This window comes from Paenibacillus residui (assembly GCF_042677205.1).
Lineage (GTDB): Bacteria > Bacillota > Bacilli > Paenibacillales > NBRC-103111 > Paenibacillus_L > Paenibacillus_L residui.
The window spans coordinates 47709-62097 of the sequence record NZ_JBHTIU010000081.1 but is presented as its reverse complement, the minus strand read 5'-3'; the positions used below and the strand labels follow the sequence as shown (position 1 = coordinate 62097).

General features: G+C 51.6%; 13 protein-coding genes. 5 read left to right on the top strand and 8 right to left on the bottom strand.

Annotated elements, in window-relative coordinates:
• Positions 1-18: 18 nt before the first annotated feature.
• Complete coding sequence (locus ACFQ03_RS20000) at positions 19-1371, top strand: arsenic transporter (protein ID WP_144938458.1); 1353 nt, start codon at positions 19-21, stop codon at positions 1369-1371.
• Between the two features lie 190 nt (positions 1372-1561).
• Here ACFQ03_RS20000 and ACFQ03_RS19995 read toward each other — a convergent pair whose 3' ends face one another.
• The gene (locus ACFQ03_RS19995; protein ID WP_379290447.1) at positions 1562-2041 is read right to left on the bottom strand and encodes a GAF domain-containing protein; all 480 of its coding nucleotides are present in this window, start codon (positions 2039-2041) and stop codon (positions 1562-1564) included.
• Positions 2042-2330: 289 nt separating this feature from the next.
• Here ACFQ03_RS19995 and ACFQ03_RS19990 point away from each other — a divergent pair, with 289 nt between their 5' ends.
• Positions 2331-3122 (top strand): collagen-like protein, encoded by a 792-nt coding sequence (locus ACFQ03_RS19990; RefSeq protein WP_379290445.1) that lies wholly within the window; start codon positions 2331-2333, stop codon positions 3120-3122.
• 171 nt (positions 3123-3293) lie between these two features.
• Here the strand turns inward: ACFQ03_RS19990 and ACFQ03_RS19985 are convergent, their stop codons facing one another.
• Complete coding sequence (locus tag ACFQ03_RS19985) at positions 3294-4409, bottom strand: MGDG synthase family glycosyltransferase (RefSeq protein ID WP_379290444.1); 1116 nt, start codon at positions 4407-4409, stop codon at positions 3294-3296.
• A gap of 87 nt (positions 4410-4496) precedes the next feature.
• Between ACFQ03_RS19985 and ACFQ03_RS19980 the strand changes: the two genes are divergently transcribed.
• The 3 genes from ACFQ03_RS19980 to ACFQ03_RS19970 all read left to right on the top strand — a co-directional run bounded on the left by ACFQ03_RS19980 (position 4497) and on the right by ACFQ03_RS19970 (position 7802).
• The gene (locus tag ACFQ03_RS19980) at positions 4497-5291 is read left to right on the top strand and encodes an endonuclease/exonuclease/phosphatase family protein (RefSeq protein ID WP_144938450.1); all 795 of its coding nucleotides are present in this window, start codon (positions 4497-4499) and stop codon (positions 5289-5291) included.
• 106 nt (positions 5292-5397) lie between these two features.
• Positions 5398-6864, top strand: a complete 1467-nt coding sequence (locus ACFQ03_RS19975) for an alkaline phosphatase family protein (RefSeq protein WP_225312506.1) — start codon at positions 5398-5400, stop codon at positions 6862-6864.
• Between the two features lie 62 nt (positions 6865-6926).
• Complete coding sequence (locus ACFQ03_RS19970) at positions 6927-7802, top strand: metallophosphoesterase (RefSeq protein WP_379290441.1); 876 nt, start codon at positions 6927-6929, stop codon at positions 7800-7802.
• 111 nt (positions 7803-7913) lie between these two features.
• Here the strand turns inward: ACFQ03_RS19970 and ACFQ03_RS19965 are convergent, their stop codons facing one another.
• The 6 genes from ACFQ03_RS19965 to ACFQ03_RS19940 all read right to left on the bottom strand — a co-directional run bounded on the left by ACFQ03_RS19965 (position 7914) and on the right by ACFQ03_RS19940 (position 14362).
• Positions 7914-8480 (bottom strand): YkoP family protein, encoded by a 567-nt coding sequence (locus tag ACFQ03_RS19965; RefSeq protein WP_379290439.1) that lies wholly within the window; start codon positions 8478-8480, stop codon positions 7914-7916.
• 100 nt (positions 8481-8580) lie between these two features.
• The gene (locus tag ACFQ03_RS19960; RefSeq protein ID WP_379290437.1) at positions 8581-10002 is read right to left on the bottom strand and encodes an aldehyde dehydrogenase family protein; all 1422 of its coding nucleotides are present in this window, start codon (positions 10000-10002) and stop codon (positions 8581-8583) included.
• A gap of 76 nt (positions 10003-10078) precedes the next feature.
• The gene (locus tag ACFQ03_RS19955) at positions 10079-10933 is read right to left on the bottom strand and encodes a class II fructose-bisphosphate aldolase (RefSeq protein WP_150959215.1); all 855 of its coding nucleotides are present in this window, start codon (positions 10931-10933) and stop codon (positions 10079-10081) included.
• A 61-nt stretch (positions 10934-10994) separates the two neighbouring features.
• On the bottom strand, positions 10995-11729 hold the full coding sequence (locus ACFQ03_RS19950) for a GntR family transcriptional regulator (RefSeq protein WP_379290435.1): 735 nt from the start codon (positions 11727-11729) through the stop codon (positions 10995-10997).
• A 32-nt stretch (positions 11730-11761) separates the two neighbouring features.
• Entirely contained in the window at positions 11762-12997 is a 1236-nt protein-coding gene (locus ACFQ03_RS19945) for a diphosphate--fructose-6-phosphate 1-phosphotransferase (protein ID WP_379290433.1), read from the bottom strand.
• On the bottom strand, positions 12998-14362 hold the full coding sequence (locus tag ACFQ03_RS19940) for an L-fucose/L-arabinose isomerase family protein (RefSeq protein ID WP_379290432.1): 1365 nt from the start codon (positions 14360-14362) through the stop codon (positions 12998-13000).
• Between the last annotated feature and the right edge of the window lie 27 nt (positions 14363-14389).

Here is a 14389-nt window from a genome sequence, read left to right as displayed (position 1 = left end):
GAAATGAGGTTAAACCTAATGAACGATTTAACGGTGCCCCTTACGATCATATCTTTTTTGCTAACGATCGCCTTTATCTTCTGGCGCCCTCAAGTGAACGAAGCCATTCCCGCGATGATCGGTGCGGTTCTTGTCTTCCTCAGCGGAAGCGTCTCTCTATCGGATCTGGGGACCATTACCGAAACTATAGGGGGAGCCGCCATCACCATCATGGCCACCATCGTGATGGCCATCGTGCTGGAAAGCTTCGGATTTTTCCATTGGGCGGCCGAAAACTTGGCTATCAAAGCCAAAGGATCAGGCATCCGGCTTTTTTGGTATACCAATCTGCTATGCTTCTTGATGACCTTGTTCGTCAACAACGACGGGAGCATTTTGATTACGACTCCCATTCTGTTAATGCTGCTCCATAACCTGGGTCTGAAAAACCACCAGAAAATTCCTTATCTCATCTCCGGAGCATTAATTGCAACAGCCTCCAGCGCACCTATAGGAGTCAGCAACATCGTCAATCTGATTGCCCTGAAAATCGTTGACATGGACCTCTACATGCATACCGCCATGATGTTCATTCCGGCTACGCTCGGACTTCTCCTGCTGACGACCCTGCTTTTTCTCAGCTTCTATCGGGTTCTTCCGCGCAGGCTGCCGAGGCCGGCTCCCGGATACTGGAGTTATGCCGGTTCCCCCGGTATGCACCCGCTCAAAGACGATAAACTCCTTATTCCGAAGGAAAAACGCACCCTGTTCATGCGTAACATTCTAATCTTCGTCTTTCTGGTAAGAATCGGCCTCTTTGTCGCCTCCTACTTCCACTTTCCGGTATCGTTAACGGCGGTCATCGGTTCGATTCTATTGCTGGGCTGGCGCTGGTACTTTCTTAAAGTGGCGCCCGTCGACATGATCAAGAAGACGCCCTGGTACATTTTGATCTTCGCATTCGGGATGTATGTCATTATTTATGGACTGCATAATATCGGATTGACCGATATGCTGATCCGGATTCTGCAGCCGCTTGTTTCCGGCAGCCTGCTTCACGCAAGCATTCTGATGGGAGGCTTGTTATCCGTTCTGTCCAATCTGTTCAACAACCACCCTGCCCTAATGGTAGGAACTCTGGCGCTGACCAATATGGATCTTGATCCTATTACTCTGAAAATCTCGTATTTGGCCAGTGTCATAGGCAGCGATATGGGTTCGCTGCTTCTGCCAATCGGGACGCTGGCTACACTCATGTGGATGCATATTTTGAGGAAAGGAAAAGTGAAAATAACGTGGGGGCAGTACTTGAAGGTGACTTATGCGGTTATCCCGTTCACCGTCCTGTTCACCCTGGTCCTTCTTGCTTACTGGGTGATCTGGTTATTTTAACTTTGCTGCCCGCGGTTCAATAAGAATAAAAAAGAAAAGCAGGCTCCCGCTAAGCGATAGCCTGCCTTTTTTCATCTATTTTATCTATCTCTTCTTTTACTTTGTCGGGATAAATCTGGCTTGAGCGCTCGGCTCTTCAGCATGACAGCCGCCATCCCGGCCTCTATGTTCTATAATAAGGAACCGGGCTTCATAACCGCTTAACGAGCTCAGCCGTAAACTGCTCCAGAAGCCGCTCGTCCTCTTCGTCGAAACGGTTCTTAAGCGGGCTGTCAATATCCAGCACCCCGAGCAATTCCCCATACTTGATCATAGGAATGACGATTTCCGAGCGGGAAGCGGCGTCGCAGGCGATGTGTCCAGGGAATTGTTCGACATCATCCACACGAACCGTCCGTCTCTGAAGAGCGGCCGTTCCACAGACCCCGCGCCCAAGAGGGATTCGCACACAAGCAGGCAGACCCTGAAAAGGGCCCAGCACCAGTTGATCTCCCTCCATAAGGTAAAATCCTGCCCAGTTGATCTCTTTAAGAAACTGCCCAAGCAAAGCCGAAGCGTTCGCCAGATTGGCGATCCGGCTGCTCTCGCCTTCTACAAGCGCAATAAGCTGAGCCGTTGCCAGTGCAAACTGCTCCTCCTTGCTTCCTTTATACTCCTGAAGCTGAAACATCACTGCCACCTGCTTTTTCGATAATGTCCATATATTATATCATTATTTCACCTCCTCCAATCAATTATGGGAGGAGGCTTGTTCTCCAATTTTTATCAAAAAAAGGGCTGCAGGAGATTCATTCGGTTCGGGTGCGTGGTTGCAGCGCTTGGGCGGGACAATTCTCTTAGTATTATTACCTATCTTTCGGAGAAAATAGATTCCAGTCTACTACTCCGGGGGATAGAAGTCCAACCACAAGATAGAATCACACCATACGATAAATCATAACTTTAGGGAGGTGTTTATATTGCTTATTCGTAAGCCAAAAAAAATATGCGGCAGAAGCAGTCTCTGCCGACCGAAGAAAACCGTTCATTGCTCAAGCAAAAAGAAGGCCGTGATTTGCCATTCGAGAAAAGAAAAGCGAATCGATCTTTGTCATCCGAAGAAAGTGAAGAAAATAGACCTTTGCCCTCCGAAGAAACGTAAAAAAGTCGTCATCGTCAAGAAGGTAATTAAACGCGGAGTACCGGGACCGCGGGGGCCGCAAGGACCTCAGGGGCCGCAGGGAATTCCGGGACCCCAAGGAGTACCGGGGCCGCAGGGGGCGCAGGGGCCACAAGGACCCCAGGGACCTGCGGGAGGGATCGCTTCTTCCGCTTTCCTGTGCAGCACGGTGTCCCAAACCGTGGCACCTGCGCCGGCCCCCACTACCCAGGGCGGAGCCGTAACGTTCAATAACTCCGTTATCAATGGCCCGGCAATTACGTTCGCTGCTCCCTCCACTATTAACATCAATGAAACGGGTCTATACAACATCAGCTGGGAAGTCTTCCCGACCGCCGGTAACTCCGCATTCGGCTTGTTCTTCGATCCGGACGCGGCCGGCCCGACACCTGCCGCTCTAGTCCCTTGCAGCAACTACGGTGCAGGCTCCGGAAATCAGCCGTACCAAGGGCAGGTCGTTGCACAATTGACAGCCGGCGGCGTATTGACCTTGAACCGGATCGACAATATGGGAGCCCAGACTTTACAGGGTGCTATAGGTGGAGGAACGGCCACCGTAAGCGCGTCTATCGTTATCGAGAAAATAGCATAGCATAGATTCAAGAGTCTATCTGCTATCAAATCTTACAATCACTATACTATAGAAAATGCTAGCCGGTATTGTTTTGCTTGGACAAAATACTAATTTTTTCGCGGAACTAGACTATATTCGGAATAAAGAATACGAGAAACCCCGTCAATAATAATGAGACGGGGTTTTCTTTTATTTCAGGGAAGAGAATATTTGGTGAAATGCCTGCGTTAAATCGGTCATCTGACAGCGGTACTCCTCCATCCTCTTTTGAAGCTGAATCAGACCCTGTTTATTATTCCATAAAGTGATCATTTGATGTTCAATACCCTCGCGTTCCCAGTCGGCCAAAGGTATAACCAGCTGCTGCCCGAGCAGATGCTGCAAATTGATTTCTTCCTGCCCCGGCAGGGTATGATAAACAAATATCGGTATTTGTTTGACCAGGCATTCGCTGACCGTTACCCCTCCCGGCTTCGTACAGACCGCATCGATTTGGTCATATAGAGAATTCATTTCTTCGCGGGATTCGATATAGGGCATCGCCACGATTTGAGGCCGCTTGAGGCCCCGGATGGCTTGATACAGCTCCCGGTTTTTGCCGCAAAGAACGATATAGTTCACCTTGTCCGATGTTCCGGCCGAAGCGAGAACGGAACGGATGACATCGGCCCCCGCTCCGAGATTGCCTCCGGTAACCAGTATCGTTAATCCAGAACCGGAATGATGCTTGCTGCGGGGAGTCATAAGCCGGGGGTGAACGGGAATGCCGGTAACGATAATTCGTTCGCTTGGCACTCCTCTGGCTTCCAGCCATTGCTTCGCCGGGAAGTCCGGAGCGAAATGATAGTCGATTTCCTCCCTCCCCCAAATATTATTGATAAAGTAATCCGTGTATACATTGGCTATCGGTATCGACAGCCTATTTCTTTGCTTCAGCTGTCCTAAAAGATAGGAAGGCAGCGAATGAGTGCAAACAATGAAATCGGGCCGACTGTCCTGTATTAATCTCTGCATAAAATGTAAAAATAATTGTTCGTACAAAAAATATCTTCTAAGCATCCTGTTGCCTTTCATACAGGTTTTGCGGTAAATCCAACTGTAAATATAGGGAGCGGAATGAATCCATTTCAGGTATATGGCGGAGACCAACTGCTCCACTTTGCCGTAGCTGTAACTTAGAATATCGACCTTCTCGCAGACGATCGACGGGTCGATTTGCCGAATATGCTCGATCATGGCATCGGCGGCTTGATGATGACCGGACGACAGGCTTAAAAAGGGAAGGAATAAAATTTTCTTAACCATCTGACAGCCCCCGTTGTCGAACTAACCCTGATTTTCATTAATATATACGGGATAACTGGCAATAATACAGGAAGTAAATTGAAGATTATGCGGAGTAAAAAAATGGAAATTACCGTGCTGACTTTTAATATTCATCATGGCATTGGAACGGATCGAAAACTGGATCTGGAAAGGATCGCCCGCATCATTGAACACTGCCAAGCGGATGTGGTTGCGCTGAATGAAGTGGACAAGCATTTTTCCCGGAGAAGCGGCTATGTCGATCAGTTGGGATGGCTGGCAGAACGGTTGGGAATGAACTCGGTTTTTGGCTATGCAATGAGCAGCAAGCCGGCTAGAAAAACAAGTCTCCTTCACTCCCGTCAATATGGCAATGCGCTTCTGTCCCGTTTTCCGATTATTGGGCATAAAAACTACATTTTTGCAAGCTCTGCCCTGAAATTGGAGGACCGGGCTCTGTTGGAAGCGAGCATTCTAATAAATGGGAAGCCGATCGCTTTGTATGTCACTCACCTAAGCCTTATTCCTTTTGTCCAATGGAAACAAGCCCATATGATTCTTCAGCGGATGAAACAAGCGAACCTCCCCGCGATTTTATTGGGGGATTTCAATGCCAAGCCGCACTCCAGACTATGGAGGAAAATGACGAAGAGGCTGACCGATGCTTGTTATCAAGCTTCCGCCGTCCCATGTCCCACCTATCCGTCCGTTAGGCCGAAGGTTCAATTGGATTACATCTTCGTCAGCCATCATTTACATATTGTGTCAGCCGAAGTTATCCGCATGATGCCTGTCGCTTCGGACCACCTGCCGGTCAAGGCCGTTTTGAAAGTGCAGAACAGCATCGAAGAGGCAAATCATTCGGAGGGGGATAGAAGCTGAAGGCAGGGGGATTATCCGATTTCCGGGGATAGCAAACATAATATTTTTCTGTATTACACGGAGAAAAGCAGATTAATAGGAAGGGTGGGGGTGCCGTTTGAAAAAAGTGATCGTCCTGTTAGTGGATTCTCTGATGCCGGATACATTGGAGGATTGTATCCGGCATAGAACCGCGCCGGCACTTCAGTTTCTAATATCTAGGGGAAGGTACTGGCCGAATTGCGTAACGGTCTTCCCGACCATGACCGCATCGGTCGACAGTTCCCTGCTTACCGGAGTCTACCCCGATGTTCACCGGGTACCCGGACTGATCTGGTACAGCCCGGAGGAAGAAGCGATCGTCAATTACATCAACGGTTGGAAGTGTGTCCGCAAGCTGGGAATTACCCGCTGTGCACAGAATGTTCTGTACAGCTTGAACGAGAAGCATCTGAGCAAGCAAACCACCACTTTGTTCGAAGAACTGGATAAATTGGGCGTATCTTCCGCCTCCATTAACGCCATGGTTCACCGGGGAAGCCGGAAGCACAAGATCCGGCTTCCGTTTCTGGTTCATCTCGCTACCGGATTCCGCTTCCGCCAGGACATATCCGGACCCGATATCCTCACTCTCGGCGCCATGGCCGATACGAAGATCGAACGGCATATTCCGGCCCGTTTGAGAAGAGGCGGACAATTATACGGAATCAACGATTCGTATGCGGTAAGCGTTCTTAAGCATTTGATCCAATCGGGGGAGCAGCCGGATTTTACGCTTGCCTATCTCCCGGATAACGATCATAGGGTCCATAAATCCAATCCTGCCCATGCCGAAAGCTCGTTGATTCAGGTGGATAAGCATATCCAAAGTCTTCTGGATACTTTCGGCCCCTGGGATCGGGCATTGGAGCAGAATATTATTATTATCATCAGTGATCACGGACAGACGCGCATCGGCCGCGGCAAGCAGTTCAACATCGATCTGGATCGGCTGCTTCATTCCTTTCGTGTTCTTCAACTGGGGGAACATGTGGCCGGCCATGAGTTAATTGTCTGCAATAATGAACGAATGGCCTATATTTATCCTTTAAAACCAGCCATCGAACCCGAAGTGATAGAGAAGCTGGTCGGGGAGGCCCGTATCGATCTTATTGCCTGGAAAGAAGCCGATGGAGTCCGGGTCAAGGAAGGAGGGTCCGGAAGAGAGGTTTATTTCGCCAGAAGCGGGCCTTACATGGACATGTATCAATCGGCCTGGGACATTATTGGCGAATGGGAGGTGCTGGATTTACGTACGGAGGGCAGCCGGATCCATTATGGGGATTATCCGGATGTGCTCTCCAGACTATACGGAGCCTTATATTCCCAAGACATCCCGATGATCGTCATTACGGCACGGCCGCGGTATGAATTTAAGAGCCGCCATCATCCTACTCATTTAAACGGAGGAAGCCACGGCTCTCTGCATAAATATGATTCATTCATCCCCCTGATCGTGGCGGGTACGCAGCATCCGGTCAAGGAGCCTCCACGGCTGGTGGATCTGAAGCATTTTGTAATGGAGCTGTTCGTGCACAAAGTTGCGGCACCATGAATTACCGCTGTCCATCTCCTTCTTCCCATTCTATACTTGATATATAGAAAGGGGTTAGTATAATGGGACAATTCTTAATTATAGGAGGGGTTGTGCTCGCCCTGGGTTGGCTTCTGTACAAAGCTAATGTAAACACGCGGCAGGTAGCCGTCAACCGGGTTGACCTGAACAAGACATTGAACAATAATCGGAGCGGGAACGGTCTGGATATCCATGTGCTGCATATATCCGACATGCATCTGGAGAATATCTCCATTTCCCCGGAACAATTATACGATAAGCTGAAAGATGAACCTATCGATCTTATTGCCCTCACCGGGGATTTTCTCGATCGGAAACGAACGATTCCCAGATTGATTCCCTACCTCAAGATTTTAAATAAATTAAAGGCCCCTTATGGAATGTACGCTGTATTCGGCAATCACGATTACGTTCTTAAAGGGGAGCATTTCGACGCGTTGCAAAGAACATTGGAGCAATACGGCTGCAGAACGCTGCAAAACGAGAGCGAAACCCTGGATATCAACGGCGAATTGGTGAATATTATCGGAATTGATGACTTCAGCACGAAGCGGAGTCAAATAGCCGAATCCTACAGAGGAATAAGCAGCGGCTATCGGCTCGTTCTCACCCACGATCCGAATATCGTTCTGCATATGAAAAATTTCCATTTCGATTATTTGCTTTCCGGACATTTTCACGGGGGGCAAATTCATTGGCCCAAGCCTTATCATCTGGTCAAAATGGGTGAGCTGGTCCGGATGAACATGATTAAAGGTCTGCATGTTTACGATGGCAAGCCCTTTTATATTAGTGAAGGATTAGGTCAGACCGGAGTTAATATCCGGGTGGGGAGCCGGCCGGAAATTACGCTTCACTGGCTGTCTCTGCCCGAATCAGACCTTTCCCTTACGCAGGAGAAAGCCCGGGCTATTTAGAGGTTCGCTTGCAAGGATCAACGGCTATCGCCGTCCTTTGGACAGGCGCGTTTACCAATGAAATATAAGAACAGGTTTTTGGAAAAAAAATCACCTGAAGCTTGGCCGGCTTCAGGTGACAGGCTTTCCATATCGGGACATCAGAGTATCTTTAGACAGAAATAAATAGGCGGGCACTTGTTTTTTCAAATTTCTCAAGGGCCGATGGGATGATAGAAAATATATGGGCAGCATCGATAAATATTTTAAACATTTATAAAATGAGTTTGGAATTTGCACCGTTTCAAAGCCCAAGCCGCCGCACCCTCTGTTCAATCCCGTTATCCCGATCAGGCCTTTGATTTCGTCAAATTTGGGATGATTACTGACATAGGCGGCGAGATCGGGCAGCGATTGCTCGACCATTCGATACAAATATCTCGCCCGGGCTACATCGTTGCGCATGGTAATCATGCTTTTGATAAGATGGACATTATACAGATGAATCTTCAGCAACGTATCTCCCTTATGGATGGCCACTCCATCCGATAAGGTAACACTTCCCCCTCTGTACGATGTCAGCCTCACCCGGAAGATGCGGCTTCGCCCTTCCTCCCCTACATACCGCAGCCTCGTACAGGCAAAATAGAAGGGGTCCATGATATTCCAAACAGATACCGCAAACCATCTAATCCACATGAACATATTCCCCTTTTAGAAATGATCATGCTGTTATTTTTTCTTGGAGAATGAAGATTCATGGGTGGAAATTTCAGTGCAAATTTCGTCCCGACTTCCTTTATAAATTCAACACGATAATCCGCTCTTCCGTCATTTCCTGTATGGCATATTTGGGCCCTTCCTTGCCCCATCCGCTTTCCTTGACACCTCCATAAGGCATGAGGTCTGCCCGGAACTGGGAAGCATCGTTGATCATGACGCCGCCGACATGAATTTCGCGCGCCGCCTTGAACGCCGTATGGATGTTCGTGGTGAAAATACCGGCCTGCAGTCCGTAACGCGAAGTATTTATTCTGCAAATGCAATCGTCCAGGTCATCATATACGGCAATGCCTACGACAGGAGCGAACAATTCCTCGCAGGAAACCTTCATGTCATCATGCACACCGGTTAATACCGTTGGCTGGAACAGCGCGCCCTCACGGGTTCCGCCGCAGGCCAGGAAAGCGCCTTGCATGACGGCCTCCTGAACCCATGCTTCCGCCCGGGCCGCTTCCTTCTCGCTGATCATCGGACCGATGTCCGTCTCACTGTCATAAGGATCGCCCACCCTCAGGCGCTTGGTCTCTTCTACAAAACGGCGGACAAACTCGTCGTGAATGTCACTATGAACATAGATCCGCTGCACCGAAATGCAGACTTGGCCGGCATTGCCGAAGCTCTTGCCGACGCACATCGACACCGCAAGGTCCAGATCGGCATCCCGGTGAACAATGACCGCGGAATTGCTCCCGAGCTCCAACAGCACCTTGCGCAGGCCTGTCTCCGCCTTGAGCTTCCTGCCAACGGCCGGGCTGCCCGTGAAGGTGTACAGACTGATTCTTTCGTCCTTGGCCAGCCAATCTCCAACCGTCGACCCGGAACCGACGACTACGTTCAGGTAGCCTTGGGGCAATCCGGCTTCGATCATCAGCTCGGCCAATTTGATCGCCACAATCGGCGTTACGCTGGCCGGCTTAAGCACCACCGTGTTGCCTGCGGCAAGAGCCGGTCCGATCTTGTGCGCAACCAGGTTTAACGGTACGTTAAAAGGTGCGATGGCACAAACGACGCCGACCGGAACGCGCACGGTGAAGGCCAGCCGGTTTTCCGCTCCGGGGGATGCTTCTACAGGAATCCCCTCTCCCTGTATCCGCTTGGCCTCCTCCGCCGAAACCTCCAAGGTCTGGGAAGTCCGTTCCACTTCTACCAGAGCTTCCTTCAGCGTTTTGCCCACTTCACCCGCCAGAATTCCAGCGATTTCCTCCTTGTGCTCTAGCAGCAGTTCGCTAGTTCTCTTCAATATTTGATAACGGCGATAAGGAGATAACGGGTTCGTACGGAATGCCTCCAATGCCGCGGAAACGGCTTGATCGACGTGTTCCTTGCCGGCAACGGAGACCGTTCCCATCACCTCTCCCGTATATTTGTTGCGAACCTCCAGTTTTTCCCCGGTTTCCGTCCACTGCCCGTTAATCCAAAGCGGATAATGCTTCGGCATAGTTCCCCCACTCCTTCGGTTCTTTGTTGTATGAATTTCGTTGGATGTGCAGATGGCTGTCTGATGGCTGTCTCGGTCAGGCTTTGCCTGCACTGCCGAACAAACGGATTTTATATTTGACGACCTCTTTCATCCGCTCCGTTCCAGCACGGCCTAGCGGATAGACATCATGCTGCGGCCCATAGGTCTCCAGAGCTTTCCGCACCCCGTCGGTATAAGCCGCGCGCAGCTCGGTATCCACGTTAATTTTGCATATGCCGTTGGCAATGGCAAGCTTGATCTGATCATCCGGAATCCCTGATCCTCCATGCAGAACAATAGGGATGCCCAACTGATCGGCAATCGTCTTCAAGCGCGGTATATCCAGCTTCGGCTCGGTCTTGTATAGTCCATGGGCCGAGCCGATGGCCGCCGCCAGCGAGTCAATTCCCGTCGCCTGATAGAACTCCAGAGCTTCGGCGGGATCGGTAAGGAACGCGTCCTTCTCGTCCACGGACAGATCGTCCTCGACCCCGGCAATTTTGCCCAGCTCCGCCTCCACCGAAACGTTCACGGCGTGGGCGGCGGCCACCACCTGCCTCGTAATGGCGGCATTTTCTGCCAGAGGCAGATGCGATCCGTCGAACATGACGGAGGTACAGCCGGCCTGTATCGCCTGAATGGCCTGCTCATAGCTTTTGCCATGATCCAGGTGGATGATGACCGGCACATCGGTTCGCTGCCCGTAGTAGCGAATCGCTTCCACCAGGGGAGCAAACCCGCAGTATTTGATCGCTCTCTGTCCAATTTGGATTAGCACCGGGGCCTTCTCTTCCTCGGCAGCCTCGAGGATCCCCTGAATCATATCCGCATTATGGGCACTGAACGCACCTATGGCATAATTGCGGATTCGGGCATCCTCCAACCACTCTTTGCCTGATACGCATCTCATATGTGACAACCCCGTTTCATTGTTAAAAATTAGCGACTCCTTCCATCCGCCTTCCCCCGGATTAGCGGTGCAGGTGAACCCGATAGGTATAGCGGTCGGATCGGTAATCGGTGAAGGTATATTCAATCGGCATTCCGTTCAAGGCATACGTGATCCGCTCCATACGAAGGAGTGGATCACGCTCCTTGATGTTAAGCAGCTGGGCATCCTTCTTGCTGGCTGCCGTCGAACTGATTCCTTCATCGGCATCGCGCAGTTGGATTCCATGCTGCTCCAGCACCGAGTAAAATGCGATATTCTCCAGGTCCTCCTGCAGAAACCAGCGACCGATTTCAAGCGGCCAGTAGGTTCTTTCAATCGCAATCGGCTCTTCATTGGCCAGGCGGATGCGCTGGATGTGCAGCACCTTCTCCTCCTTGCCGCTAAGCAGGCGCTCCCTCACGACCGGAGGCGGATCGATCTCGCCGACCTCCAGCACCTTGGCGCCCGGCACGAAGCCTTTGGCAATCATCTCTTCTGTGAAGCCCGTCAGTCTTCCGAGCCGCTCGACGAGCTTCGGATTGCAAACGAGCGTGCCTTTTCCCTGCTTCTTCTCCAGCTTTCCTTCATTGACCAGCGCCGTCACCGCTTCGCGCACAGTGGTACGGCTTACTTTATATTGAGCGATCAGTTCATTTTCCGTCGGAATGAGCTGACCCGGCTTCCATTCTCCATTTGCAATTTTGGCATCAAAGATTTCCTTCAGCTGATGATACAGCGGTACCGGCAGCTTCGGATTCAACATCGGTTCCATCATGCAACCCCTCTCCAGAGCTTGAATATACGAATTCAGACCGAGCTGATATTTAACCGCCTGTAAGCTTCCTTCCGGCCTACAAAAGGCTTCAGCCACGCTTTGTACCGTTCGCTGATCCATCCGCCCGGGGACAAATCCGCCGGATCGAAGGCCCGCTCTATTCCGGCAACATCCCGAAAAGGCGCCGAGCCGACATTCCAGTCATAAGGCTCATCCGCCTGCCGGACAATCGTGACCATTTGTCCGCTGACACCCTCCAGCAAATAACGAGCGGCTTGCCTTCCGACAGCCTCGGCCTCGAGCTGATCCTGGGCGGAAACGGCGAAGGAGGCGCATCGCTGCAGAATCCCCAGATTTTCGTAGCGGCAGGCCAATCCCAGCTCTTGACTAATCGTTTCTGCAATGACGGACCCGATTCCTCCCAGTGCTTGCAATCCTTGCCCATTTTTTTTCCCGTTGGCAATTCCTTGAGCGCGAATCGGCTGCCCGGAGCCATCCTTGAGTCCTTCGCTGGCCACTACCAGACAGTAGCCCAGCTGCGAGTACACCTCCTTGACTTCTTCCAGCATCCGCACGAACTGGAAGGGCTGCTCGGGAATGTAGATCAAATGAGGGGCATCTTCCTCGCTCTCTTTAAAATATCCGGAAGCGGCACTTAACCAGCCGACATTGCGGCCCATCGTCTCGATAACGCGGACCTGCTCGAAGTTCCGCATGGATTGCAGATCGGCCGATATATCTCTGATGGCATGAGCAACGAATTTCGCAGCACTGGGAAATCCGGGTGTATGATCCGTTACTTGAATATCATTGTCCACCGTCTTCGGAATGCCGATGACCCGCAGTTCATATCCGCTGTCTCTCGCCGCCTGCTCAATGCTTTGACACGCCCACATCGTTCCGTTGCCTCCCGCAAGGGCCAATGCGCGAATGTCGTAACGCCTGAGCGTATCCAGGCAATCTTCAAGGTCGTCCTGCACAAGCGCCTTGCGTCCCGCGCCTAGGGCGGCCCCGGGTTGGCTCTTAAGCCACTCGAACGAGTGCCTCGTATTCAACCTGAACAGGCGCCCTTCGCACAAGCCTGACATGCCGTCAGCGACACCGAACAGCTCCAGCTTCTTCTCTTCTCCTTTATATATCTCGCGCAGCTCATTCATGAAGCCGAACAGGCTGCAGTTGATTACAGCCGTCGGACCACCCACCTGGGCAATGGCCACACGAAGGCTTCGGTTAGTTATAGCAGCAGGTTTCCCTATCCGTTCTATCATCTATGTCAACGCCTCTCCGAGCACGATCGGACGAATGTCCAGCCAATCGCACAGTATGTTCATTTCCTCGCTGATATCGGCGTACACTATCGAATAGTGCGGTTCGAAGCCCTGTTTCATCAACTGCTTCATGAGCGGCAATATCGGTTGGCGGAAGCCGACCTCTACGCTCGTCCCCCAGAATTTCTGCGGCTCATCAAGCGCTTCGCCCTTCATCATAAGCATCCTGTATTCTCCGGGACGGGAAGGATCCGGCCCCAGACGGTGAACGGATACCGCCCCTGCTTTCAGACCAAATTCAAGTGTGAAGCCGAGCTTGCGGTTCGGATGCAGCCCGGCTACCGCTCCCGTATCGGGACGAGCCAGGGAGAAAGCTCCGGCTCCGCAATGCCAGAACACGCCGGAATCCTTCGTTTCATCGATATGGACCAGATCTCCCAGATACGGTGCGCTTCCGGCCAGCCGGCTTTGAATATGCATCGTGAGCGCCCCATGAATATCGGCCTCGCAAGAGGCCATGATCCCCTGGTCGATCAGACTGGATACCGTCGAGCAGGCGGCTGCCCCGTAATCCGTATAAAACTCCGGCCAGCAGCGGACAGCCACCATGGAAATGCCCAGCTCTTGAATTTGCCGCTGCAGCGCGGTCTGGAAGCGGGCGAATTTCAGGACGCTCTCCTGCGGAATCAGCCCCAGCCCGCGCACTTGGCCGGACACGGCCTCTACAGCAGCTTGAGCCTCGGTTTCGCTTAATTCATTGGCGCGATGGAACGCCTCCTGCAGATCCAGCTCGATCATCTGCGGCCCCAGCTTCGCCAGCATACCCGCATCGGCCCCGGAGAAGAAGAAGCCGTCCGGCTGTTGGCCGATCACTCCGATTTTCAACCGGGACAGCTCCCGGATAAGCGACGCCACTTTCAACTGGTCACGCAACTCGCGAGCCAGCGCGTCTTCGGTGGGATTGCCGAAGAGCAGCGAAAATTTTCTTCCCTTCGTAACCAGCGTATTCGCCAGATTATTGATGCCTGTCATCGAGTTCAGCGAAAGGCGCGTCCCGTTCACCCTTGGCTCACGAACACCCCACAATAAAATCGGTGCATCCGTAGCTTCCATAATCTCGATAATGAATCTGGCATCAATAAAGGTAGTAGCCTGCACAACAATCGCGTCCAGCTCTGTCCCGTCCGCCGTCCGGCGCACGAATGCGCCGGCTTCCTCGGGGGACATGAGCAGGCCTTGCGGAAACCGGCAGCCATCCGCCAGTTTGCCCAGCAGCTCGCAGGATTGAGAGAAATAAGCTTTTGCCGTTTCAATATCGAACGTCGGCCTGGCCAGAGGGACAAAAGCCAAATTCATAGTTAGCATTTTTTATCGCTCCTTCTTAATGTGACC